The sequence below is a fragment of the Marinomonas sp. G8-14 genome (assembly GCF_055808935.1).
In genome coordinates, this window is the sequence record NZ_CM147891.1 from 601,775 (window position 1) to 626,541 (window position 24,767).

The 24,767-nt window shown below is 45.8% G+C and carries 23 protein-coding genes; 16 read left to right on the forward strand and 7 right to left on the reverse strand.

Annotated elements, in window-relative coordinates:
• Positions 1-198 precede the first annotated feature (198 nt).
• From AC0L6V_RS02940 to AC0L6V_RS02955, 4 genes are all read right to left on the reverse strand, one after another.
• Complete coding sequence (locus AC0L6V_RS02940; protein ID WP_265217307.1) at positions 199-1,305, reverse strand: ABC transporter ATP-binding protein; 1,107 nt, start codon at positions 1,303-1,305, stop codon at positions 199-201.
• Positions 1,306-1,337: 32 nt separating this feature from the next.
• Positions 1,338-2,165, reverse strand: a complete 828-nt coding sequence (locus tag AC0L6V_RS02945; protein ID WP_265217308.1) for a carbohydrate ABC transporter permease — start codon at positions 2,163-2,165, stop codon at positions 1,338-1,340.
• Positions 2,166-2,176: 11 nt separating this feature from the next.
• Positions 2,177-3,124, reverse strand: a complete 948-nt coding sequence (locus tag AC0L6V_RS02950; RefSeq protein WP_409419347.1) for a carbohydrate ABC transporter permease — start codon at positions 3,122-3,124, stop codon at positions 2,177-2,179.
• A 69-nt stretch (positions 3,125-3,193) separates the two neighbouring features.
• Positions 3,194-4,489 (reverse strand): ABC transporter substrate-binding protein, encoded by a 1,296-nt coding sequence (locus AC0L6V_RS02955; protein WP_265217312.1) that lies wholly within the window; start codon positions 4,487-4,489, stop codon positions 3,194-3,196.
• 614 nt (positions 4,490-5,103) lie between these two features.
• On the opposite strand from AC0L6V_RS02955, the gene AC0L6V_RS02960 reads away from it, so the two are divergent.
• On the forward strand, positions 5,104-6,312 hold the full coding sequence (locus AC0L6V_RS02960; RefSeq protein ID WP_418138761.1) for a glycoside hydrolase family 3 protein: 1,209 nt from the start codon (positions 5,104-5,106) through the stop codon (positions 6,310-6,312).
• Positions 6,215-7,465, forward strand: a complete 1,251-nt coding sequence (locus AC0L6V_RS02965; RefSeq protein ID WP_418138762.1) for a glycoside hydrolase family 3 C-terminal domain-containing protein — start codon at positions 6,215-6,217, stop codon at positions 7,463-7,465. Before AC0L6V_RS02960 ends, AC0L6V_RS02965 begins: the two co-directional genes overlap by 98 nt.
• Before the next feature lie 125 nt (positions 7,466-7,590).
• Here the strand turns inward: AC0L6V_RS02965 and AC0L6V_RS02970 are convergent, their stop codons facing one another.
• Positions 7,591-8,574: an AraC family transcriptional regulator gene (locus AC0L6V_RS02970; protein ID WP_265217315.1), complete on the reverse strand. Its 984-nt coding sequence runs from the start codon at positions 8,572-8,574 to the stop codon at positions 7,591-7,593.
• 110 nt (positions 8,575-8,684) lie between these two features.
• Between AC0L6V_RS02970 and AC0L6V_RS02975 the strand changes: the two genes are divergently transcribed.
• The 8 genes from AC0L6V_RS02975 (at position 8,685) to AC0L6V_RS03010 (ending at position 16,688) form a co-directional block, all read left to right on the forward strand.
• On the forward strand, positions 8,685-9,875 hold the full coding sequence (locus AC0L6V_RS02975) for an MFS transporter (RefSeq protein ID WP_265217316.1): 1,191 nt from the start codon (positions 8,685-8,687) through the stop codon (positions 9,873-9,875).
• Positions 9,876-10,062: 187 nt separating this feature from the next.
• A complete protein-coding gene (locus AC0L6V_RS02980) occupies positions 10,063-11,154 on the forward strand; it encodes a LacI family DNA-binding transcriptional regulator (RefSeq protein ID WP_409419349.1) in 1,092 nt (363 codons plus the stop codon).
• A gap of 89 nt (positions 11,155-11,243) precedes the next feature.
• Complete coding sequence (locus AC0L6V_RS02985; protein WP_418138763.1) at positions 11,244-12,527, forward strand: sugar ABC transporter substrate-binding protein; 1,284 nt, start codon at positions 11,244-11,246, stop codon at positions 12,525-12,527.
• A gap of 109 nt (positions 12,528-12,636) precedes the next feature.
• Complete coding sequence (locus tag AC0L6V_RS02990; protein ID WP_265217320.1) at positions 12,637-13,719, forward strand: carbohydrate ABC transporter permease; 1,083 nt, start codon at positions 12,637-12,639, stop codon at positions 13,717-13,719.
• A complete protein-coding gene (locus AC0L6V_RS02995) occupies positions 13,720-13,962 on the forward strand; it encodes an ABC transporter permease family protein (protein WP_418138764.1) in 243 nt (80 codons plus the stop codon).
• A complete protein-coding gene (locus tag AC0L6V_RS03000) occupies positions 13,955-14,599 on the forward strand; it encodes a carbohydrate ABC transporter permease (RefSeq protein WP_418139065.1) in 645 nt (214 codons plus the stop codon). Before AC0L6V_RS02995 ends, AC0L6V_RS03000 begins: the two co-directional genes overlap by 8 nt.
• Before the next feature lie 17 nt (positions 14,600-14,616).
• Positions 14,617-15,609 (forward strand): glycoside hydrolase family 68 protein, encoded by a 993-nt coding sequence (locus AC0L6V_RS03005; protein WP_409419352.1) that lies wholly within the window; start codon positions 14,617-14,619, stop codon positions 15,607-15,609.
• On the forward strand, positions 15,609-16,688 hold the full coding sequence (locus AC0L6V_RS03010) for an ABC transporter ATP-binding protein (protein WP_409419353.1): 1,080 nt from the start codon (positions 15,609-15,611) through the stop codon (positions 16,686-16,688). The genes AC0L6V_RS03005 and AC0L6V_RS03010 overlap by 1 nt, the downstream gene beginning before the upstream one ends.
• 142 nt (positions 16,689-16,830) lie before the next feature.
• Here AC0L6V_RS03010 and AC0L6V_RS03015 read toward each other — a convergent pair whose 3' ends face one another.
• Positions 16,831-17,412, reverse strand: coding sequence for a LysE family translocator (locus tag AC0L6V_RS03015; protein ID WP_265217325.1), 582 nt, complete (start codon positions 17,410-17,412; stop codon positions 16,831-16,833).
• A gap of 166 nt (positions 17,413-17,578) precedes the next feature.
• On the opposite strand from AC0L6V_RS03015, the gene AC0L6V_RS03020 reads away from it, so the two are divergent.
• The gene (locus AC0L6V_RS03020) at positions 17,579-18,472 is read left to right on the forward strand and encodes a LysR substrate-binding domain-containing protein (protein ID WP_409419355.1); all 894 of its coding nucleotides are present in this window, start codon (positions 17,579-17,581) and stop codon (positions 18,470-18,472) included.
• 72 nt (positions 18,473-18,544) lie between these two features.
• Positions 18,545-18,958: a gamma-glutamylcyclotransferase family protein gene (locus AC0L6V_RS03025; RefSeq protein ID WP_265217327.1), complete on the forward strand. Its 414-nt coding sequence runs from the start codon at positions 18,545-18,547 to the stop codon at positions 18,956-18,958.
• A 14-nt stretch (positions 18,959-18,972) separates the two neighbouring features.
• Here the strand turns inward: AC0L6V_RS03025 and AC0L6V_RS03030 are convergent, their stop codons facing one another.
• Positions 18,973-19,170, reverse strand: coding sequence for a hypothetical protein (locus AC0L6V_RS03030; RefSeq protein ID WP_265217329.1), 198 nt, complete (start codon positions 19,168-19,170; stop codon positions 18,973-18,975).
• A gap of 275 nt (positions 19,171-19,445) precedes the next feature.
• Here AC0L6V_RS03030 and AC0L6V_RS03035 point away from each other — a divergent pair, with 275 nt between their 5' ends.
• Genes AC0L6V_RS03035 through AC0L6V_RS03050 form a run of 4 tightly spaced genes read left to right on the forward strand, consistent with a single transcriptional unit; the run spans position 19,446 to position 24,740 of the window.
• Complete coding sequence (locus tag AC0L6V_RS03035; RefSeq protein WP_111639533.1) at positions 19,446-20,699, forward strand: sarcosine oxidase subunit beta family protein; 1,254 nt, start codon at positions 19,446-19,448, stop codon at positions 20,697-20,699.
• Positions 20,700-20,731: 32 nt separating this feature from the next.
• Positions 20,732-21,025, forward strand: coding sequence for a sarcosine oxidase subunit delta (locus AC0L6V_RS03040; protein WP_111606149.1), 294 nt, complete (start codon positions 20,732-20,734; stop codon positions 21,023-21,025).
• Positions 21,026-21,037: 12 nt separating this feature from the next.
• Entirely contained in the window at positions 21,038-24,070 is a 3,033-nt protein-coding gene (locus AC0L6V_RS03045; protein WP_265217332.1) for a sarcosine oxidase subunit alpha, read from the forward strand.
• The gene (locus AC0L6V_RS03050) at positions 24,063-24,740 is read left to right on the forward strand and encodes a sarcosine oxidase subunit gamma (RefSeq protein ID WP_265217333.1); all 678 of its coding nucleotides are present in this window, start codon (positions 24,063-24,065) and stop codon (positions 24,738-24,740) included. Before AC0L6V_RS03045 ends, AC0L6V_RS03050 begins: the two co-directional genes overlap by 8 nt.
• The last annotated feature ends 27 nt before the right edge of the window (positions 24,741-24,767 follow it).

The following is a 24,767-nucleotide window of genomic DNA, read 5'->3' on the forward strand; positions in this document are numbered from 1 at the left end:
GACTCAGCAATTCTACCAGTCGTTTAGGATGAACTCTATCTAAGCTCTTATCATCCACACTAATGTGCATTTTTAGTGATCTCTCCTCCACTATTTTCAATGGGATACATTATTTTTGAATTGGTCTGTCGCGCGGATCTTGGTGGAATGCCACAATGGCAAGCTCTTAAGGAACTTGCCATTGTTCATAATGATTCGTTACTTGAGAATATTTTTAGGTGTGTACATCGATAATCCTGATTGATCACTGAACAGGTGCAGGCGAGATTCATCAATATAGAAATTGGCCACTTCGTCTTCGGTTACTATGTGGCTTGATGGTGCTTCAACGGTAATCTGACTATCCCCTAACCGACTTGTCAGCTGTATGGTTGAACCAAGCAGTTCTAAGTTCTCGACTGTGCCTTTGATGACCAATGGATTGGTAAGCAAATCTGGCGTGATGTGAATGTCGCAAGGGCGAATTCCAAGGGACGCTTTTGTGTCAGTTTGGTTGTCGTCAACATCGCCGAGTAAGTTGAGTTTTTGTCCTGCAAGATCAACATGCCAGCCTTGCTCTTTGCTTAAATCAACTGGAATAAAGTTCATGGCTGGACTGCCAATAAACCCTGCGACAAACTTATTTGCAGGGGAGTGATAGATCTCCCTTGGCGTACCAACTTGTTCGACTTTGCCATCGCGCAATATCACGATACGGTCAGCCAGCGTCATGGCTTCCACTTGATCGTGTGTCACATAGATGGTGGTTTTCTGCATTTTCTTATGCAGCGTTTTGATCTCGGTACGCATTGAATTACGCAGTTTGGCATCAAGGTTAGAGAGCGGCTCATCGAATAAAAATACCTCTGGTGTTCGCACCATAGCGCGTCCCATTGCCACACGCTGACGTTGCCCACCAGATAGTGCTCTAGGTTTGCGATCCAGTAACGGCGTCAGTTGCAGCATGTCAGCGACGGGTCGTACTTTTTCTTCTATTTCCGTTTTGTTTAATCCAGCGAGTTTCAGTGCAAAGGCAATGTTTTGATACACCGTCATGTGCGGATAAAGCGCATAGCTTTGGAAGACCATGGCTATGTCTCGTTCAATGGGTTCAAGCTCATTAACGACTTTGTTATTGATAAGAATGTCGCCACCGGAAATGTCTTCTAGGCCAGCTAGCATGCGCAATGTCGTTGATTTGCCGCACCCAGATGGACCCAAAAAGACAATAAATTCGCCGTCATTAATTTTTAGGTTAAAGTCTTTAACTGTGTGTACATTGCCTGGGTAAATTTTTTCAATATGTTTAAATTCAACAGAAGCCACGGGATTCTTCCTTATTATTCTATTTAATTGGGTTAGCCTTTTACGGCACCACCGGTTAAGCCTTCAACAATGTATTTTTGCGCAAACAAGAAAAATACGATGGCAGGGGTGATGGTGACGGTGACATAGGCCAGTATGCGGTTCCATTCAATGCCATATTCGCCACGGTATTGCATGATGCCGAGAGTCCATGGGTATTGTTGTTCAGTGTTCAACACCAGCAATGGCAGCAAGTAGTTGTTCCAGCTTGCGACCAAGACAAAGACACCGACGGTAGCGAGTATGGGGGTGGATAACGGCAAAATGACATGCCAGTAAAACTTGATGTAGCTGCAGCCATCAACACGTGCAGCGTCAAAGAGTTCAGAAGGTAACTGCTCAAAAAAGGTTCGGAATAACAGAATGCTAAAACCCAAACCAAAAGCCACTTGTGGAATGACCACACCCGATAGGCTATCAAGTAAGCCAAGATCTCGAATCTTTAAGAACAGTGGCAAAATCGCGGCAGCCGCAGGAAACATCATGCCAATTAAAAAATAGTTATAAATGTATTTGTAGCCAGCGAACTTGATATGAGAAAAAGTAAACGCGGTCATAGTACCGATGATTAAGGTGAGTACGACCGAGAAAAACGCAATAATCAGAGAGTTTTTCATCAGAGACCAAATAGAGCCATCGGCAAACACTTGTGCGTAATACTCAAACTCCCAAACATCAGGTAAGCCGAATGGATTGGTTCGTAACTCCCCTAAGCTTTTAAATCCACCAAGCACGGTGGCAAACATGGGAACTAAAACAAAACCGGCGACAAGTATGAGGAAGATGTATTTCCCCCAAGGCATTTTTTGTATTGCTAACATAAGTCGCTCCTTTATTTTTTATCTTTCATAATGGTGCTTTGGTATGTGAACGCAAAAATCACACAGCAAATAAACAGCACTACACCCACCGCACTGCCAAACCCTACATTCATTCTAGTGATGCCAAATGAATACAAATAAGACACCAAGGTATGAGTGCTGTGGGACGGCCCGCCTCCAGTGAGAGGCATAATGAGATCGAAAGTTTGCAGTGCTCCTAATATACTGAAAAAGATGGAGATGCTGATTCCTGACATGATCAGAGGGATCTTCACGTACCAAATGGCCTGAAAGCGACTGGCACCATCGAGTTTACTGGCTTCGATTAAATCTTTGGGAACGCCTTGCAAGGCGGCAATGTAAATCATCATGTGGAAGCCGAAATACTTCCAAACTAGCACAACAAGAATGGCCACAAAGGCCCAGTTTTTATCGGCCAATATGTACCAAGAATCGGTATTTAATGCTTCTGTAAATCTTGCCATTACACCGTAATCACCGTCGAACACAAAACGCCAAATAAGACCTGCCGCCACTTCTGCCAAAATATAAGGCAAGAAGAAAATGAGTCGGAATAGGCTGTTACTCCAGCTTTTTTTATAAATGGATAGGGCAATAATGAGAGCCAAAGGCAACTGAATCACCAAAGAAATAACAATGATCTTGAGTGTGTTCCATACTGCAGTGTCGAACGCACTGTGATTAAAAAGACGTACATAATTACTAAATTCTACCCATTGGCTAGGCTCTCCATAGCCATTCCAACGGAATAGGCTGTAATAACCGGCTTCACCAATAGGCAACATAACGAAAACGGTAAACAGCAATAGAGCAGGTGGCAAAAATATAACCAAGGTTAGTAAGCGGTTACCGTGATTGTTTTTTTTGAACCAGCGGGAAATGTTTTGTTTTGAAGACGTATTGGGGTGCTTCTCAATGGTGGTGACATCGTTACTCATAGCAAGCCTCGTGAAGATAAAAACAGCCAACCTGCGTTGGCTGTATGGATGATTAAAGCTTATTCAGCGTTATTCAAATTCCCACGCTTCTTGCACTTGTTCAGCGGCTTCTTGAGGTGAAAGTGAGCCACTGATAATCCCAACGGAAATGTCATTCACGACGCTTCCAACATTGGCACCAAATGCTTGGTCATAAAACAATTGATGCCATGAAGAGTTAGCGATGTTTTGCGCAATCCGTTTTTTAAACGGATTTTCAATGGATACATCCGCGCCTTTTACTACAGGAATGATCATGTTGATTTTGGCTAAGTGTTTTTGCATCTCAATGTTAGAAAAATATTTTAGCCATTCAACCGCTTCTGGGCTGGCCTCAGAAGTAAGTACCCAGCCAGCAATACCACCCAGAGTATCCGTGGCTTTGCCTTTGCCTCTTTCTAAAACAGGGAAATTCATCCAGCCTAGGTTGTCATCTCCAACACCTTTACCACTGATGGATTGCTGAGCTTGGAAGAGATAGTTCCAATCCCCCATTAGCTGCATCGCAGCTTTGCCATCGCCAAAGTTACCAGAGGAATCGCCAAAGGAAGCGGCTAAATACCCTGCTTGGAAGGGTTTTAAATCGACTAACCGTTTAAGCTCTTCACCCGCTTTAATGAAGTCTTCGCCACCGAAGCCATCGCCTTTTTTGTCGATGGCATCTTGAATGCCTTGTTGACCAGCTTGGCGCATAGTCAGTAGCGCCCAATAAAACTGCACAGGCCATTTATCACCACCAGCGGTTGTAATGGGAGTAATGCCGGCTGCGTGGAGTTTTTGGATAGCCTCTAGGAAATCATCCCAAGTGATGATTTTTTCAGCATCAACACCGGCTTGTTGAAATAAGCTTTTGTTGTACCAAAAGCCGACTTGGCTAACCATGTAAGGAAGACCGTATTGTTTTCCTTGGTAATTAAAAGCGTTAAAGCTAGCCTCTGAGAACCTAGGTTTAATGTCTTTCATTTCTTTGGTGACATCTTTTAACAATCCCGCATCAACACGTGTTTGAAAGTTTCCACCTCCCCAGCTGTAGAAAATGTCAGGACGTTGCTCAGATTGAAGCAGTGTCGGCAGCTTTTGCTTGAAGGCCTCATTTTCTAAATATTCCAATTTGACGTGTTGACCTGGATTGGCTTTTTCGTAGTCATCGGCCACTTGTTCCCAGATGGCGACGACTTTTGGGTCGGCTTCAAGGTGAAGCATGCGAATAGTGGTATCAGACCAAACGAATGACGACGTCAAAGACGCCGCAATGGCAACTGGATAAAAGAGATTTTTCCAGTTTTTTTGAGTGTTGCGGATGGTATTTGTATTTTGGTAACGCATAAAGAACGTCCTTTTTTATTATTAATGTGATCGTACTTTTTTAAAATGAATAGATTTCATTTCTTGGTTTCAAAGACTATGAATCTAAACGTCATCTAAAAATAAACCGAATATTAAGATGTTAAGTTAATATTAAGTATTCTTTGTGGTGTTTGTTTTAGTGAAATTTCAATGAGTTGATCATTGCTGTATATGGTTTTTTGCTCAATTATGAAATTTGATAATCCTGTTCATTTATTTGTTGATGGTGCTTAATGACTAATAAATAGTCGTCTCTCGTGGTGTGAATGGTTCTACTAAGGGTTTGATTTTAAAGTTGATATTTTTTATTGGTAGATAGTGGTGTTGGCTGTGATGCTTTTTTATGAGAGGGGGAATGAAGAGGTATACCATATTGCTTATGTTAAATAACATAGTGAAGATGTGACATAACATAATTTGAAACTCTTTAATCTTATGGGAAATTCTTATTCATTTGCTGATTAAAATACAACACACAGTGTTGTCTATAGAATATGCAGAGTAATAAAAAAGTTGATGCCGATTTTCAATTTATCGCAATAAGATAATTAATATAAATAGATTTCATGTTTTCTTATTAGGGTGCCGTATAGATGGACGTTTATAAAAATTCAAATGCTAGCGTTTCGCAGCGCGTTGACGATTTACTGGCTCGCATGACGTTGGAGGAAAAAATTGCACAACTGGGCGCGCAATGGTTAATTTTAGAACCTACGGGCGACCACAAAGACCGAGATTTTGAGATGGGTGCTCAAGGGGAGCGTAAACCGATTCAAGAGCGTCTAAAACATGGTTTAGGTCAAATTACTCGTCCATTGGGTACACAAGTCATTAGCCCCAATGATGGCGTCAAAGCGTTAAATCAATTGCAAAAGTATCTCGTCGAAGAAACACGCTTGGGCATTCCCGCTATGTCACACGAAGAGTGTTTAGTTGGGCTGATGGCGAAAGGCTCGACTCTGTTTCCTTCCTTTCTTAACTATGGCCACACTTGGAATCCGCCGCTTATTCATCAGGTTGCACAAGTGATTGGCGAGCAGACTCGCCGTGTTGGCGCCCATCATGGCTTAGCACCAGTGTTGGATGTATCTCGCGATGTACGCTGGGGCAGAACGGAAGAAACGCTGGGTGAAGATCCTTACCATGTTGGTGTGTTAGCGACAGAGTTTGTTAAAGGCCTGCAAGGCGAAAAACGTGATCTTCTTGCTACCTTAAAACATTATGTCGGCCATTCTTTTAGCGAAGGCGCACGCAACCATGCACCTGTGCATTTGGGCTTTAAAGAGTTAAACGACACTTTTTTGTTGCCCTTTGAAATGGCGGTAAAACTCGGCAAAGCAGGTTCGTTGATGCCTGCATATCACGATATAGATAATGAAGCTTGCCATGCCTCATACCATTTATTAACCGAAGTGCTGCGAAATCAATGGGGCTTTGATGGCTTAATTGTGGCGGATTATGGCGGTGTTGAGTTATTGGCGAGTCATCATGGCATTGCAGCGGATAATGCCCATGCGGCGGCGTTGGCGTTCAATGCTGGATTAGACATTGAATTGCCAGATGATGCTTGTTCCAGTCAGTTAGCCTCGGCACTGCAAAGAGGGCTGATTGATGAGCAGAAAATCGATGAGATCGTCGCTCGAATTTTGAAAGTAAAATTTGAAATGGGCTTATTTGAGCATCCATATTGCGATGAATCTCCCATTGAGCCTCCAAAGCGAAAAAGCCACAGAGCTTGCCTATCAAGTCGCTTTACAATCGGTCGTCATGTTAGAAAACAACGCTGGCTTACCCTTAAATAGCCAACAAAAAATCGCCGTCATTGGCCCAACAGCAGATGACCAATTGGCCTTGCTTGGTGGATACAGTTTTCCAGTGCATCTTATCTTGAGCAGCGTTGACGACAGTAGCAAGGTGTGTCCGACTATTTTAGAAGCGCTGCAAAATGAATTTGCACAGGTTTCATACAGCAAAGGTTGCGATATTTTAACGGAGCGTCATAGCAATGCTCCGGTTTTCCCTGGTGATGTGGATTTGGCCATGAATCAAACCATGACGTCTCCAGTCTCACGAGATACTAGCCAAATTAAACAAGCGATTGAAATGGTCGAGCAAGCGGATGTGGCGATTGTATGTGTGGGGGATCTTGCTGGTTTGTTCCAAACAGGCACCGTGGGCGAAGGATCGGATACCGACAGTTTAGATTTGCCAGGCGTGCAACAGCAGTTAATTGACGAAGCGATTGCCACAGGTAAACCGGTGATTATTTTGGTTACGGGTGGAAGGCCATACAACTTAAATGGCGCAGAAGAAAAAGCTGCTGCGGTGTTATTCGGTTGGGGCTCGGGGCAAGAAGGCGCAAGAGCGATTGCGGATATTATTGTCGGTAAACAATCACCTTCTGGGCGATTAACCCTATCGATTCCTAAAAATGCTGGCGCTGTGCCGTATTTTTATAACCATAAACTCAAAAGCGGTGGCACGCCCATTGCCTATCATTTTGGATCGAAATATAACTTTGGTTACGGCCTGACTTACACTGACTTTGCCTATAAAAATATGCAGATCGAAAACAAGCAGGTGTCGATTGAAGATGGCGTGATTAGAGTATCAGTCGAGCTTGAAAACATCGGCAATCGATCTGGTTGTGAGGTTGTGCAACTTTACGTGAAAGATAAGCTGTGTTCTTTGGTTCGGCCGATTCGTGAACTGAAAGGTTTTCAGCGTGTTGAGTTAGCCGCGGGTGCTTCAACCACTGTCGTGTTTGAGTTACCTGTCGACATGTTGAACTTCACTAACGCAGCACACCAGCGCATAGTGGAAGCGGGCGAGTTCGATATCATGATTGGTAAATCTGCCACCAATATTTTGTTCACCCAAACGGTAGACGTGATTGGAGACAATAGGGTATTGCCGCAATACTGGAAGATGATTTGTCACTCGTATCACCGTTAATTGACGTGTTTGAATAACGAATCAATCTAACATGGAAGCCTGTTAGCGCCGTTTTAGATTGATTTGTCTGTAAGGCGCTAGGTGCAGCTTATGAAAGAGGTCGGTAAACCTTCTTAGGATGTATCTTATTCTGGATACACACCGCGTCTTACCGCACCGGGAGGTATTCCTGTCATGCGTTTGAAGGCTCGGCTAAATGACGCCGTAGAACTGTAACCAAGTCGATTAGCAATGTCATCGAGTGAGAGGTTGTCATGGCTGATCCATTGGCTGGCAAGGCGCATGCGTAAGTTACCAAGGTATTGCTGGGGCGTATATTGAGTTAACTCTGTAAATCGCTCAGCAAACACAGATCGAGAAACCCCCATCTCGATGGCCATATCTGCAACGGACCACTGTCTTCCGGGGTCACGATGTAGAGCGGATAAAACTTGCGCTAACTTGGGGTCACGCATTGCCTCGACCCAGCCACAGACATTACAGCCAGTTTCTACCCAACGACGTAATATAGCCGCCGCGACAACATCGGCAAGTCGAGTCAATATCACCCCGTAGCCAGGCCGCTTGGCCATGATTTCTTTTGTCATGACATCAAGAAGGATGGGGATTTGTGGGTCGTGATTGGGCACGGTTTCAATATGCATCACCTCGGGCTTTAAGTGCGCTAGCGGGTGCAGCCAACCCAAATCAAACTCCATGGCGCAGCTGAAAATGAAGTTGTCTCTTGAGCGGCAGACTTTAAGGTCACAGGCGCTGATTTCCGCGGTGGAGTCACACAATGGAACTTTTTCAAAAGCGTCAATACTGACTAACGAGACATCGTCTTCGCTGTAAAGATCATGGACTCCAGCACAAGGAATTAACACCGCATCGCCACAGGCAAGTTGTTGTACCGTGCCATTTCGGGTGCGCAAAAAGGCAGAACCTTGACCGATAAAATGAAAGTACGCCAATTGCTTATCGGCACCTTCTCCGAATCGTAGGCCAAATGGCGCAGAAATATCGACTCGTCTGTATTCAAGCCCCTTAAGACGAACACCAGATAAAAGCGCATTGACCATATCGTGTTGGTTTTCATGATGTGTGTTGTTCAGCGAGGAAAGTGACATAGCTACTCCGGACGATATGGTATTAATTTAAGATATATTGGTATATATCGTCCGGCCTGTCCATATTATTCTGTACGTAATTTATCAACATTCAGTTAAGAGGACGTTTAATGACGAATACAGTAAATGTGTCCCCGTCACAGGCACAACAAGATGTACCTGCTTGGGGGGCCGTAATCGCTATGACATTAGGGGTTTTTGGGCTAGTTTCAGCGGAGTTTTTGCCTGCTAGTCTATTAACCCCCATGGCATCGGATCTTTCCATTACAGAAGGCATGGCAGGTCAAGCCGTTTCCGCGACAGCACTTCTTGCCGTGGCTGCTAGCCTTTTAACCGCCACGGTTACGCGTGGGATAGATCGTCGTTATGTCCTATTGGGATTTTCGGTGTTGCTAATTGTCTCGAATATTTTGGTTGCTTTCGCGCCGAACTTTGTTCTGCTGCTGGCTGGGCGCGTACTGCTTGGTATTGCTCTTGGTGGTTTTTGGACCATGGCGGCGGCCACCGTTATAAGGTTGGTGCCGGACAGCAGTGTTCCACGAGCTTTGGCTATTATGTTTAGCGGTGTGTCCGCTGCGGCGATTTTTGCGGCTCCCTTGGGCAGCTATCTGGGAGGAATTATTGGCTGGCGTCATGTTTTCTTACTGGCGTCCTTGCTGGGTGTTTTGACGCTTGTGGTGCAGTTTTTCACACTGCCAAGCATTCCTCCGCGAGGTCGGGCCACATTAGGTACGCTGATTGCGGTAATGAATCGTCCAAGGATGAAGTTTGGTCTGTTTGTGTTAGTGCTTATTTTTACGGGTCATTTCGCCTTATTTACCTATGTACGACCATTTCTTGAAAACGTGACGGGCGTAGCGACGGCGGGTATTTCAGGGATTCTGTTGGGTTTTGGTGTGGCTAATTTCATCGGTACCCACATTGCAGGTACGTTGATCGGCAGATCATTGCGTCTAACCTTGGCTCTTATGCCATTGATTATGGGGCTGGCTGGCTTAGGCATGGTGAGCTTTCAAGGCATTGTACCTACGGCAATTTTGGTGGCTGTCTGGGGAATGGCGTTTGGTGGCGTGCCAGTCGCGTGGTCAACATGGATTACACGCAGTGTTCCCGACGAAGCGGAAAGTGGTGGCGGGCTTATGGTCGCCACCATTCAGGTGGCCATTGCACTGGGTGCCGCAGCGGGCGGGCTTGTGTTCGACATCAGTGGTGCCTTGGGCGTATTCAGCATCGCTGCCATCATTTTGTTGGCAGCCGCTATCTCTGTGACTATTGGTTTACGCACTGGTCCAGCAAAGTAATCGGATAACGTTTCTAGCCCCGATGGTGCAACCCCATCGGGGTATTTTTGTTTTGCTGTTTTGTTGATGTAACGAGCATTTAACGAATTGGTATCGACACACCTGATTGTTATTTACCCAGATTTTTCTTGACAAGGTCTTTTTTAATACTATTATGACATCGATGTCATTTTAAGGTTAATGCTTAATGTCTACTATTTACGATGTGGCTAAAATCGCCAATGTGTCGCCCAAGACCGTTTCTAGGGTTCTGAATAATGACGCGCCAGTGGGTGAAGCAACACGTTTAAAGGTTCAAGCCGCTATTGACCAATTAGGCTATGTTCCAAGTACGGCGGCGAGAGCGATGCGCTCTAATAAGTCGGGTTTAATCGGTGTTATAACGGGGGCAATATCCCATAATGCGACGGCTGGACCGACAGGGCTGCCTGATCTTTTTATTGTGCAGGGCATTCAGGCTGTTATTCAAGCGTCAAGTAAAACACTGTTAATTGCTGATACGGGTGACGATAGTCGCCGTGTTGCGCATTTAATTCGAACTTTTCAAGAACATCGTGTGGAAGGCATTATTTATGTTGCAGATTATCATCAACAAGTCAGTTTGCCAGTCCACAGTAAAGATATGGCCATCGTGTTGGCAAATTGCTTTGATGCTCAACAGACCCCAGCTGTGGTGCCAGACGATGAGTGGGGTCAGTACCATTTATTAAAACGTATCTTGTCAGCAGGGCATCGACGCGTTGCGTACCTTAGTCTTGATGAACAGATGGTCGCGACTGACTTACGAACTAAGGGCTATTGCCAAGCACTCAATGAAGCGGGGATTGATATCGATCCTGCCTTAATTTTGTGTGCCGATACACTAGAGCAAGTCGATAATAAAGCCTTGGTTGAACAGGCTGTGGATCGACTTTTAGCCTTGCCTCAGCCTCCGTCTGTTATATGTTGTGGTAATGATAAAATGGCCTTAAAACTCTATGGAATATTGCGTTCCCGTGGGGTTCGTATTCCGGAAGCGATTTCAGTGGCGGGTTATGATAACTATTTATCGATCACGGAAAGTTTGTACCCCTCTCTGACGACTGTAGATTTGGCTTATCGAGAAATTGGCGCTGAAGCCGCGCGTTTATTACTCAAGCAAATTCAAGACAAACAATTTCAATTACTAGCGGCACCCATTCGTGTTGCCAGTCCTGTTGTGTGGCGTCATTCCGTATTGCCATACGACACTAAAAAACGATCAACGGACGATGATAGATCATTAGTAACAAGGGAATAAGATGGATAAAAAAAGACATTGATGTCTTTTTTTATCCATTGAAATGACATCGATGTCATTTTTTATAAATCGACTTGGAGACGTTAAATATGAAAACAATAATAATGAAAAACGTGCTGATGACGGCGAGTGCATCGCTGTTGAGCCTGGGAGCAATAAATGGATACGCGCAGACGAATTTGTCGCTGTGGTATCACGGTGCGGGCAATCCTGTGGAGGCAAAAATTATCGATCAGATAGTGGATGACTTCAACAACAGCCAATCGGATTGGAAAGTGGCGTTGCAAAGTTTCCCGCAAGAGTCCTATAACGACTCAGTTATTGCGGCCGCTTTAGCGGGTAATTTACCCGATATTCTTGATGTGGATGGCCCTGTGATGCCTAACTGGGCTTGGGCAGGTTATTTACAACCACTCAACATTGATGAAGCCGCCATAGCCGACTTTCTGCCCGGTACAAAGGGATATTGGAATGGGAAATTGTATTCCTTGGGACTGTGGGATGCGGCTGTCGCCATGATTACCCGCAAGTCTACATTGACTGACGCCAATATTCGTATTCCAACGTTAGATCAGCCTTGGAGTTTGGATGAATTTAATGCCGCGCTTGAAACGTTAAAACAAACGGGAAAATACGACTATCCGCTTGATCTTGGTTTGGCTTGGAAAGGCGAATGGTTTCCTTACGCGTTTAGTCCGTTCTTGCAAAGCTTTGGTGGGGATATTGTCGATCGTAGCACCTATCAGAGCGCAGAAGGGGTGTTGAATGGCGATGCCGCCATCGCCTTTGGAGAGTGGTGGCAAATGCTGTTTCAAGAAGGCTATACCCCAGGCAACTCACAAGATACCGCTGATCGCGAAACTGGATTGGTGGATGGTAAATACGCGATTCAATGGAATGGTAACTGGACAGCCTTAAATATGCTTAAGGCATTCGGTGATGATGTCTTGTTTTTACCCGCACCTGATTTAGGTCAGGTACCTAAAATTGGTGCAGCAAGCTGGCAGTTTGGTGTTTCGGCTACGACTCCACACGCTCAAGGTGCCGCTGACTTTATTAAATTTGCCACGCAAGATCGTTATATGACGGCGTTTTCTGATGCGATTGGGCTTATTCCACCCACCAAAACCGCGGCTGCGACCAGTCAGCATTATCGTCAAGGTGCTCCGATGGCGACTTTCTTTGAATTATCAGCACAACAAGCTGTGCTTAGACCTGTCACCCCAGGCTATGTGGTCGCGGCTAAGGTGCTAGAGAAAGCATTGGCCGATATAGCTGATGGCGCTGACGTCGCAGACACATTGGATAACGCAGCGGATGAAATCAATAACGATATCCGCCGTAATTTAGGCTATGGCCATTCAATAAATTAATTCCATTAATAACATGGACATTAGCGATACGGAAATGGCGCTGAGGAACATGAGTAATGGGTGTTCTTCAGCGCCAAGGTTAGTAACCGCCAGGAAAGGCTATTCAATTATGCAAAAAACATGTTCAACACTCACGCAACATAACCGTAGCGGCTGGCTATTTGCTCTGCCCGGCTTCGGTCTGATGATGCTATTTATCGTGGTGCCATTCGTGTTTGCCATTGTCTTTTCGATGACAAATCAACGCTTGATTTCACCCAATCCAACGCAGTTTGTAGGTTTAGAAAATTATCGACAACTATTGAGCGTCAATAGTTTAGTCCTGGCACCAGAGATGACGGATACCGGTGAAATAAAGCGCGACAATCAAGGCGATATTACCTACCCACGTATCCGTTCTTATACCCGCAACAATCCAGATTATGCGCATTTACAAGGTATGAAAGAGTGGTTCTCTTGGCAATGGTCTGACCAAAAGGTCGTTGTTTTAGCCAGCGATCCGGTTTTTATGAAAGCCGTGGTGAATACCTTTCTTTTTGTCCTTGTTGTCGCGCCACTACAGGGCGCTCTAGCGTTGGCGTTAGCCTTGTTAATTAATCAGCGTTTAAAGGGGATTAATATTTATCGAGCGATTTATTTTATGCCGGTAGTGGTCTCGATTGTCGTGGTGTCAATTCTCTGGCGTTTTATTTATGACGGCCAAAATGGTTTGCTGAACAACTTATTGCACACCTTGTCATTTGGGCATTTTGTGCCTGTGGACTGGCTGGGTAACCCAAATACAGCATTGGGTTCTATCATGGTGATGTCTATTTGGCAGGCGGTGGGCTTTCATATGGTGATTTGGCTTTCTGGTTTACAGACCATTTCGCCCACATTGTACGAGGCCGCCAAAATTGAAGGGGCTTCCGGCTGGCAAACCTTTCGTTACGTGACGTGGCCAGGTCTTAAGAACACCGCCATTTTAGTCTTGATCGTCATTACAATGCAGGCGTTTGCGTTGTTTGCCCAGATTGATGTTATGACCAACGGCGGCCCATTGGACAGCACTCAAACCATTGTTTTTCAAGCGGTTGAGCGAGGCTACGGCAAGCAGGATATTTCCGGCGGCTCGGCTATTTCAGTTGTGCTCTTTATCCTTGTGTTGAGTATCTCTCTGTTACAACGCTATTTCACTCGGGAGAAACATTAAATGGCTCATATTACGATAGATAATCACCGACTTCGTCTTATTGTGCGTTATACCTTGTTGTCATTAATCGCACTCATTTTTATCTTTCCGCTGATTTTTATGCTGGTTTCTTCGTTTAAACCTGATCATCAGTTGCTGGCTGACACGGCTTCATTGCGAGCATTTTTGCCCGTTGGGGATATTAGTCTGAGCAATTACGACAAGGCGTTTGAACGAGGCTCCTATTTTTTTGTTTATGTTTAATTCTTTGCTCGTCACCGCTGTGACTGTGGTGCTGAGCTTGTTGTTGTGTTCAATGGCGGGATTCTCATTTGTTTATCTAAATTGGCGTGGTAAACAGCTGGCTTTTTCCATCATTGTGGCCACATTAATCGTGCCATTTGAAACCATTGCGATTCCCATGCTGCTCATGGTTTCTAAGCTGCCTTGGCTGGGTTTGGAGGGTCTGACTTGGGGATGGTTGAATACCTATAGAGTGCAAATTGTGCCCTTTATTGCAGATGGATTAACTATTTTTCTGTTTACGCAATATTTCAAAGACTTGCCAAGAGAGTTGATTGAAGCGGCACGTGTGGAAGGTAGTAGCTGGTGGCAAGTGTATTGGCGCATTGTGATGCCACTATCTGGCCCCGTGATTGCGACGGCTGCCATTTTGAAATTCTTGGTCATGTACAACCAGTACTTATGGCCGATTATGGTCACACAACAAGAACAATACCGGCCAGTTTTGGTCGGCTTACAGTATTTTTTCCAGCTCAATACCGCGTGGGGAGAAGTGATGGCGTACTTAACACTGATCACTATGCCTGTCTTAGCGTTTTATCTGGTATTGCAACGAGCTTTTATCGCTTCCATTGCCTCAACAGGCGTCAAGGGTTAATTTTTAGGAGTTATATAATGACAATCGCATTAAAAGATCAGTGGATTTGGGACAGTTGGTATTTTCGTGAAGGCGACACATGGCATGGTTATTTTTTGAAAGCCGATAAGGCGTTACTTGATCCTGAGCGACGTCATTTAAACGTTAGCCAAGGGCATGCTACTTCTACAGACCTAGTTCATTGGCAGCATCATGGTACGTGTTTTGCGCCAGCGAAGTCCCCAGCTTGGGACGATTCTACCACTTGGACGGGCAGTGTCGTGTGTGATGAATCAGGCTTATATCATTTGTTCTATACCGGAACCTGCTTAGCAGAAAATAGCCTTTATCAACGCGTAGGCCATGCCACCAGTACGGATTTACATCATTGGCAACGTGTCGGCGATGGCTTGTGTTTAGATTTGGTGGGAGAAAATGCCGCTCATTACGAACATCAACATCAAAAAGGTTTTTGGCACGATCGAGCCATGCGCGATCCTTGGGTGATGAAAGACCCAAAAGGGGAGGGTTGGTTGATGTTTTTTACCGCCAGAGCGCCGGGCATTGATGAAGCCAACGCCGGTGGCGCGATTGGTTTTGCTACCTCCGATAATTTATATGACTGGGAGTTACAGCCTCCTGTATTTGTTGGGTGCTTTGGTCAATTAGAAGTGCCGCAAGTGTTTGCTATTGGTGAACGCTGGTACTGTTTGTTTTGTACGTCTGGCCAACACTGGAGTGAGGCGTATACGGCGAGTCAAGCGGGTAAATTAGTGACGGGCAATCATTACCTGATCGCTGATCATCCGCGAGGACCTTGGCAAGTTGCTCCTGGGGCTTTTTTTGACGGCGAGAATCCTTGTCACCGCTATGCCGCGAGAATATTAGAAACCGAAAAGGGCCACTGTATCCTGGGTTTTCATGATCAAGACAAGCAAGGTTTTGTTGGCGAAATTCTCGATCCAGTTGCAATAGAGGTGGACGCAGCGGGTCTATTAAACGTCACAGAGAACAAAAAGGATAACGACTAATGGCGGACGTCACATTACATAAGCTGGTAAAGCGCTACGATAAAACCGATATTATTAAAGGCGTGGACATAGACATCAAAGATGGTGAGTTTACGGTATTTGTGGGCCCATCTGGCTGTGGAAAATCCACCTTGCTACGCATGATTGCGGGGCTTGAAGACATCACAGACGGCACCCTATCGATTGATGGTAAGGTAGTGAATCACCTACAGCCCAAAGACCGCAGTATTGCCATGGTTTTTCAATCCTATGCTATCTTCCCTCATATGACAGTGAGGGAAAATATGGCCTTTGGCCTGACGATTGCTGGCATTTCAAAGCAAGAAAAAGACCAACAGGTCAATGAAGCCGCTAAAGTTTTGCAAATGGAGCATCTATTAGAACGTCGACCCAGCCAGCTTTCAGGCGGTCAACGTCAGCGTGTGGCTATTGGGCGTGCCATTGTGCGTAATCCCAAGGTATTTTTATTCGACGAGCCCCTTTCCAATTTAGATGCCGCATTGCGTATGGACATGCGTATGGAAATTGCCAAATTACACAAAAAACTTGGTGCGACCATGATCTATGTGACGCACGATCAAGTGGAAGCCATGACATTAGCGGACAAGATAGTTGTATTAAAAGGTGGAGAAGTACAACAAATTGGCAGCCCGATGGAATTGTTTCATCACCCTGCAAATCGCTTTGTGGCAGGGTTCCTCGGTTCACCATCGATGAACTTTGTTGAGGCTGAGGTACTGGCGATCGATGCTCAAACCATTACCCTTGGTTCCTCGGTGTTGGACCCTGTTGTGCTGCCAAAACCAGAGCTCGCGTTACAGTTTGGTCAAACTGTCGAGCTGGGTATTCGTCCACAGTACCTACAGCCGCAGCATGGCGATGTGAAAGGCTCTTTGCACGGACAAGTGTCATTAACAGAGCGCCTTGGCACTGAAACGATTTTAGACGTTAGTCTTACAGATGGTAAAAAAGTCATTGCCGCGATTGGTCAGGATCAGCTATTTCAGATAGGTGAAAACATCCGTCTGCATTTTGATCCAGAACGAGCGCATGTTTTTGTAAAGAGTGCAGACGCTTAAGCCTTCCCTTAAGAGGCAGAAAATATGTCATTTTATGGCGCTGGGTGAAGCGCTTTAGTTGCCCAAATGCTCCGGTTATTGTTAATAATCGGAGCATTTTTTAATCATTCGAGTTTGGTGTCAAAGATATTTCATTTTAGAATCAGCTTATTAATAACCTTAATCCGAGAGACGTCATTAATAGGCCCGTCACTCGTTCAACCCATATTTTAAAGATGAATACTTTTTGTTGAATTCTCGCGGATGTTAGCAAACAAGCCACTAAAGCAAACCAGACGAAATGCGCTAAAGCAATATAAGCACCATAGCCAAGCTCCATCAGTAAAGAGGTGTCTGCTGAAATGACTTGGCTAAATAAAGACACAATAAACAACATGGTTTTTGGATTGAGTGCGTTACAGGCGAAACCAGACCAAAAAGCTGAACTGTTTTTTGCCAATGTATTTTTTGGTGTTTGTTCATTTTTCAATGGCGTAGATGGTTGCTTATGTTTCAATGTAAAGATGATTGTTTTGATGTCTGGCCATAAAGCTGAAATACCCAACCAAATAAGATACATGGCGCCAAGAACTCGTAAGGTATTCAGAACCCAGATATTGTTTGCAAAGACGACCCCCAGTCCCAAGAGTGTATAAGCCAAGTGTACGCTGATGGCGGTGCTAATTCCGAACGCACACAAGATGCCTTCTCGTCGTCCTTTTAACAACGAGATCTTCGACACCATGGCAAAATCTGGTCCTGGAACTCATTACCGCTAGTAATGTGATAACAGCAACGGAATACAATTCAAATTGATCTATATTTAACATGGTAAAATACTCTTATCTGTGAATAATGAGAGTATGAATTGCTATGAAAGCAAATAAAATCGATAATTAATGGTGGATATTGTGAGTAATAATCACATAAAAAGACGCCTACCGCCTTTGGGCGCTTTAACAGCTTTCGAAGCAGCGGCACGCCATCAAAGCTTTTCTCGCGCAGCGCAAGAACTTCATCTAACTCATGGTGCGATCAGTCGGGCCGTAGCCCAAATTGAAGAGCGTATCGGGGTAGATTTATTTGTACGTCGTAATCGTCGAGTTTACCTCACGACAGCAGGGCAACGATTGTTAAAGACGACATCTGAAGCCCTAGATGCGTTAAGTCTCACTGTCGAGGAGATTCATCGTCACGATAGTGCTTCGCCATTTCTTACCGTGTCTTGTGAACCAAGCTTAGCGATGCGTTGGTTAATGCCACGATTAGGTGAGTTTCGAGAACGGTGTCCGGAATTGAATATCGATCTTAGAATGGCAGGTGGCCCGATTGATTTGCTGTCGGAAAATTGTGACATCGCCATTCGACGTATGGATTTTGGTATCAAAGAAAATTATCAAATAACAACGCTTTGTTCTGAATGGGCAGGTCCTGTTTGTACTAAAGTCTATTGGGACAAGCATATTCACCAAGATGTAAGCGAAGCCAATTGGCTACATAGCCGGACTCGGCCCAATGCATGGGATGATTGGAAAGTCTCACAAGGCATCGAAAAGTTGACGCCAAAAAGTGAACAGCACTTTGATCATTTTTTTTACACCTTACAGGCAGCTCAAGACCAACTTGGCATTGCCATTGGTTCTATTCCTTTGGTTGCTGATGACCTAAAAATACAACGCCTTATTGCACCACTAGGCATGCAGCCCACGGGACATGATTATGTTTTATTAACATTGGCAGACCCAAAGTCAGACGCAAGAATCGCTGTATTTTCGACTTGGTTGATGGAACAATTTAACGCTTAAGTTGAAAGGATATCTTGCTAGATAGCCTAAACAATTTCATATGGATGGTTGTATTTTATAGGAGCCTATGACATGCACAAGATTTTTGTCTTTGGGACGTTGAAAGAAGGTTTTCCTAACTTTGAAACCAATAAAGGCGTTCGTTATCGGGGAGATTTTAAAACCAAAGAACGCTATCCGTTATACCTTGTTGGTGAACGTTTTTCGCCGTGGTTGGTTTTGATCGCAGGGGAAGGGCATTGTGTGAGAGGACAGGTATTTGATGTGTCAGATGACGTCTTAGTGGAAATGGATACGTTGGAAAGAATCACGGCGTCAGATGGTTATCGCAAGGTGAGAATGTCTGTTATTTGCCTAGAAACTGGCGATGAGATACCTGTCCTAGCCTATGGTAAACCACCAGAAATGCTAGAAGGTGTGCAGGTCATGCAGGAGCTAGCTGGCGAGTATGGCCTTGAGCATGCTGCGTTGTATCGTAGTCGATAAAGAAAAAGCGTATTTTACTGCCACTCTATCGAGCTGTCTGATGGTAGAAATAGTTTAGTAATCTGACTTGGTATTACGTGCTTAGTATCTAAGTTTTCTTCGCGCTGTAGGCGGGAAATGATATTCCCCACTTCAATGATGTCGGCAATGGGCATTTTGGTGATTTTCTTAAAATCTTTTTTGAACTGTGTTGAATATACAAGCTGATACATTGTCGGCTACCTTGCCTCTGTTAATTCCTCAAACATGCTGCTGACGGACTCGTCAAATGGGGGGCTTTGGCTTTCCATAAGAATGAGCCATTAAATCATAAACTCACCTAGTTCATGGCCATATCCAAAGCCGTCATGCCCGCTGTCGTAATTTGTCATTCGCTGGACGCTTCCAAGCATTAGATAAAAAATCATTGTCTTTATCATCAGTCGTAACAGGTGGTTAATGCGCTTTCATTCATCACATTTTTTTGTCCACATAAGGAGCTGATCTGATGCAGCATTATTCAGGCTTTGGGTTGTTAAAGCACAGTTTTAGCCATCATGAAAACTGGCAGCGGGTGTGGCGTAATCCGACCCCGAAAAAGAAATACGATGTGATCATTGTAGGCGGTGGCGGCCATGGTTTGGCGACAGCGTATTATTTGGCGAAAGAGTTTGGTGTCACCAATGTTGCGGTGATTGAAAAGGGCTTTTTGGGTGGTGGTAATACGGCACGCAATACCACGATTGTACGTTCTAATTATTTGTGGGATGAAGCGGCTCACCTCTATGAACATGCCATGAAATTATGGGAAGGTCTGTCTCAGGATTTGAACTACAACGTGATGTTTTCTCAACGTGGCTGCTTGAATCTAGGTCATACCTTGCAAGACATGCGCGATATTCAACGTCGCGTCAACGCCAACCGTTTAAATGGCATTGATGGTGAAGTGTTAGATACGCAGCAAGTCAAAGAAATTGTCCCTGTGCTGGATTGTTCTGATCGCGCACGTTATCCCGTGTTGGGTGCTTCTTGGCAACCGCGTGCGGGTGTCGCTCGTCACGATGCCGTGGCATGGGGTTTTGCTCGTGGCGCGGATGCCCATGGCGTGGATTTGATCCAGCAAACCGAAGTGGAAGATCTCATTATCGAAGATGGCACCGTTGTTGGTGTGCGTACGGCCCGTTATGGCGAAATCCGAGCTGACCGAGTGGGTTGTGTCGTCGCAGGAAATTCCAGCGTCTTGGCAAAAATGGCGGGTTTTGAATTGCCGCTAGAATCTCATCCTTTACAAGCTTTGGTGTCAGAGCCCATCAAGCCGATTCTCGATACAGTGGTCATGTCGAACCAAGTACATGGTTACGCGTCGCAATCAGACAAAGGCGATTTGGTGATCGGGGCTGGGATCGACAGTTACAACGGCTATGGTCAGCGAGGTTCTTATTCCACTATTGAGCACACCATTCAAGCGATTGTCGAAATGTTTCCGGTTTTCAGTCGTGTGCGCATGAACCGCCAATGGGGCGGTATCGTCGACACTTGTCCAGATGCCTGTCCGATTATCAGCGAGACTCCGGTGAAGAACTTGTTTTTCAACTGTGGTTGGGGAACGGGCGGGTTTAAAGCGACGCCAGGCTCAGGTCATGTGTTTGCTGCGTCTTTGGCGAAAGGCGAAATGCACCCATTGGCGAAACCTTTTTCCATGTTCCGTTTCCATAACGGCGCGCTGGTGGATGAACACGGCGCGGCTGGCGTAGCACATTAAGCGGGCGAAGACCGAATTAGGAGAGAAATACCATGTTTCATATTTATTGCCCGCATTGTTGTGAATACCGCGAGGAAGAAGAATTTCATGTGGCAGGTCAGGCGCATATTGCACGACCATTAGATCCCGATGCCTGCACAGACAAAGAATGGGGTGAGTTTATGTATTTTCGTGCGAATCCACGTGGCATACATCATGAACTGTGGGTGCATGGGGCGGGTTGTCGTAAATACTTTAACGTCACACGTGACACCCAAACTTACGAAATCAAAGAAGTCTACAAGGTGGGCGAAAAGCCCTCTGTTGTAGCCGACGACGTGAAATAGAGGCGCGATATTATGACACAAGATTTGAGCAAGCAGTCTAATCGTCTTCAAGAAGGTGGACGAATCGATCGCGCTAAACCGCTGACTTTTACTTACAATGGCAAACAATACAAAGGCTTCGAAGGCGATACCTTGGCCTCAGCTTTGTTGGCAAATGGCGTTGATATTGTGGGTCGCAGTTTTAAATACAGTCGTCCGCGCGGTATTGTCGCTGCGGGCGCGGAAGAACCAAACGCCATCATGCAAATTGGCTCGACCGAAGCCACGCAAATTCCAAACGTGCGCGCCACCCAGCAGTCGCTGTATGCGGGATTAGTGGCGAGCAGTACCAATGGTTGGCCCAACGTCGATATGGATTTGATGGGCTTGGTGGGGAAAGTCGGTGGGAAAATGATGCCACCAGGGTTTTATTACAAAACCTTTATGTACCCAAAATCCATGTGGGAAACCTACGAATCCTATATTCGTAAAGCCGCAGGTCTTGGTCGTGCGCCAAAGGAAAATGATCCAGACATTTACGACAAGATGAACCAACATTGTGACCTGCTCATCGTTGGCGCAGGCCCAGCCGGCTTGGCGGCGGCGTTAAGTGCCGCACGAGCCGGTGCTCGCGTGATTATTGCCGATGAGCAAAGTGAATTTGGTGGCAGTTTATTAAGCAGCAAAGAAACGCTGGACGATAAACCCGCCACCGAATGGATCGCAGAAGTCGTGCAAGAATTGTCTGGCTGCGCGGATGTTTTGATGCTGCCAAACTCTCAGGTAAACGGCTATCACGATCATAACTTTTTAACTATTCAACAGCATTGTACCGATCAATTTGCCGATCGTGCGCCCAATGGTCAAATCGCTCAGCGCTTGCATCGTGTGCGTGCCAAATGGGTGATCTTGGCAACGGGCGCTCATGAACGGCCTTTGGTGTATGGCAACAACGATATACCTGGTTGCATGGTGGCGAATGCGGTATCGACTTATATCAACCGTTATGGTGTGGTGCCGGGCAAGGATTTGGTCTTAATGACTTCCAATGACAATGCTTATCGCGCCGCACTAGATTGGCACGACGCAGGCCGTCGCGTCGTCGCCATTGTGGACTCGCGTAAGAACCCAAAAGGGACCTTTGTTGAAGCGGCGCGGGAACGTGGCATCAGTATTTTGGTGGGGTCTGGCGTCATTGAAGCGCACGGCAATAAGCGAGTGACAGGCGTTTCTATTGCACCGCTTAACGAAGCCGGCGATGCCGTGGTGGGGCCTATCGTCAAAATGGCCGCAGACACAGTGGCCACCTCCGGCGGTTGGAGTCCGGTGATTCACTTGTCTTGTCATACGGGCGCTCGTCCGGTTTGGAACGACGATATTCTCGGTTTTACACCAGGTAAGACCTATCAAAAACAGCTTACTGCTGGTGCAATTAATGGCGCCTTTTCAACCGCTGCCGCACTGTCCGAGGGGTTCAGCGCCGCATCAGACGCCTTGTCTCACTTGGGCTTGGCTAAACCTGAGCGAGTATTGCCTGAAGCCGAACAAATTCAAGAGAGCAAAGCCATGGCTTTGTTCCACCTTCCTCATACCAAACCGACATCAAAAGCGCCTAAGCAGTTTGTCGATTATCAAAACGACGTGACGGCTGCGGGTATTGAATTAGCGTGTCGTGAAGGTTTTGAATCCATTGAGCATGTGAAACGCTATACCGCCATGGGTTTTGGTACGGACCAAGGTAAGTTGGGCAATATTAACGGCATGGCAATTGCCGCGAAAATGCTTAAGCAAACCATCCCTCAAACCGGCACAACCATTTTCCGTCCTAACTACACGCCGGTGACATTTGGTGCGATTGCTGGACGGGATTGCGGAGAATTGTTTGATCCAAAGCGCTACACAGCCATGCACGCTTGGCATGTGGAACGCGGAGCGAAATTTGAAGACGTAGGTCAATGGAAACGTGCTTGGTATTACCCGCAAGGCAATGAAACCATGCAAGAGGCCTTGAATCGTGAGTGTTTGGCAACGCGTGAATCGGTCGGCATATTAGACGCCTCTACCTTGGGCAAAATTGATATTCAAGGCAAAGACGCACGGGAGTTCTTAGGGCGCGTTTACACCAACGCTTGGGCGAAATTACCCGTCGGTAAATGCCGTTATGGTTTGATGTGTGGTGAAGACGGCATGGTCTTCGACGATGGCGTCACCTCTTGTTTAGCGGAAAATCATTTCTTGATGACCACAACGACGGGCGGTGCCGCCCGTGTGTTGTCTTGGTTAGAGATTTACCATCAAACCGAATGGCCAGAATTGGAAGTCTACTTCACCAGTGTGACGGATCATTGGTCAACCATGACGATCTCTGGGCCAAATAGCCGTAAATTGTTGGAAAAATTAACCGACTACGATGTATCCAAAGACAACATGGCCTTTATGGATTGGAAACCCATGACGGTCGCGGGCGTGCCAGCACGAGTATTCCGCATTTCTTTCACGGGCGAGTTGTCGTTCGAAATCAACGTTCAAGCCAACTATGGCATGCACGTTTGGAAAGCCTTATTTGAGGCGGGCAAAGAGTTCAATTTAACGCCTTACGGCACCGAAACCATGCATATTTTGCGGGCGGAAAAAGGCTTTATTATTGCAGGTCAAGACACCGATGGTTCTGTGCATCCGTTTGACTTAGGCATGTCGTGGGCTGTGTCGATGCAGAAACCCTTTAGCTTTATCGGTAAGCGCGGAATGCAGCGTGAAGACTGCGTTCGTGAGAATCGTAAGCAGCTGGTGGGTTTGAAAACCCTAGACCCAAATGTGGTATTGCCAGAAGGCGCGCAAGGCGTATTCGATCCGAAAGCGCCGATTCCTATGCCAATGGTCGGTCATGTGACGTCTAGTTACTGGAGCGCGAACTTAAATCGTTCCGTTGCCATGGGCTTTGTCAAAGGCGGCTTAGATAAAATGGGGCAAAAAGTCTTTTACCCATTGGCGGATGGTCGAGTGATCGAAGCGGAAATTTGTAGCCCAGTATTTTTAGATCCAAAAGGGGAGCGTCAACATGTCTGATGTCACTGTAGCGGCTGAGTTAAAAACGGAACCTAAGTTGGTAACAAACCAATTACCCGCGGCCGAGATAATGGGGGAAAGCCCATTACACCATGCGGATCTAGAAAGTGTTGCAAAACATGGCCCACAAGAGGGCGGTGTGCACTTTCATGAACGTAAGTTGATGGGATTATTAACCCTGCGGTGCATGCCCTCCGCAGAGCAGCAAGAAGTAATCAAATCCTTATTGGGCGTGGCATTGCCAATGCAGCCATTGACGTCAGTCACAGCGGATGATTCACCAATAGGTAAGGTTTCAGTTCGCTGGGTATCGCCAGATGAATGGCTGATTATCATGGCGGGTGAAAAAGCGTTTGAATTGGAAACGAGCTTTTTTGAAAAGCTAATGGGTCACTATTCATTGGTAAATATCAGTGGCGGCACAACGATTTTTGATGTGTCTGGCCGCCATGTGGTGGATATGCTGAAAAAATCCACGCCAGTGGATTTGCATGCGAGTGAGTTCCCAGTCGGTAAAGTGGTGTCTACCGTATTTGCTAAAAGCGGTGCGATGATTTGTCGTGTGGCAGAGGACCAATTCGAATTGGTGGTTCGTCGCAGTTTTGCAGATTACCTATGGCTGTGGATTCAAGACGCGAGCCGTGAATATGGTTTGGTCGTAAAAGCCTAATTTCTTCTCACTTACTCACTTATGTAT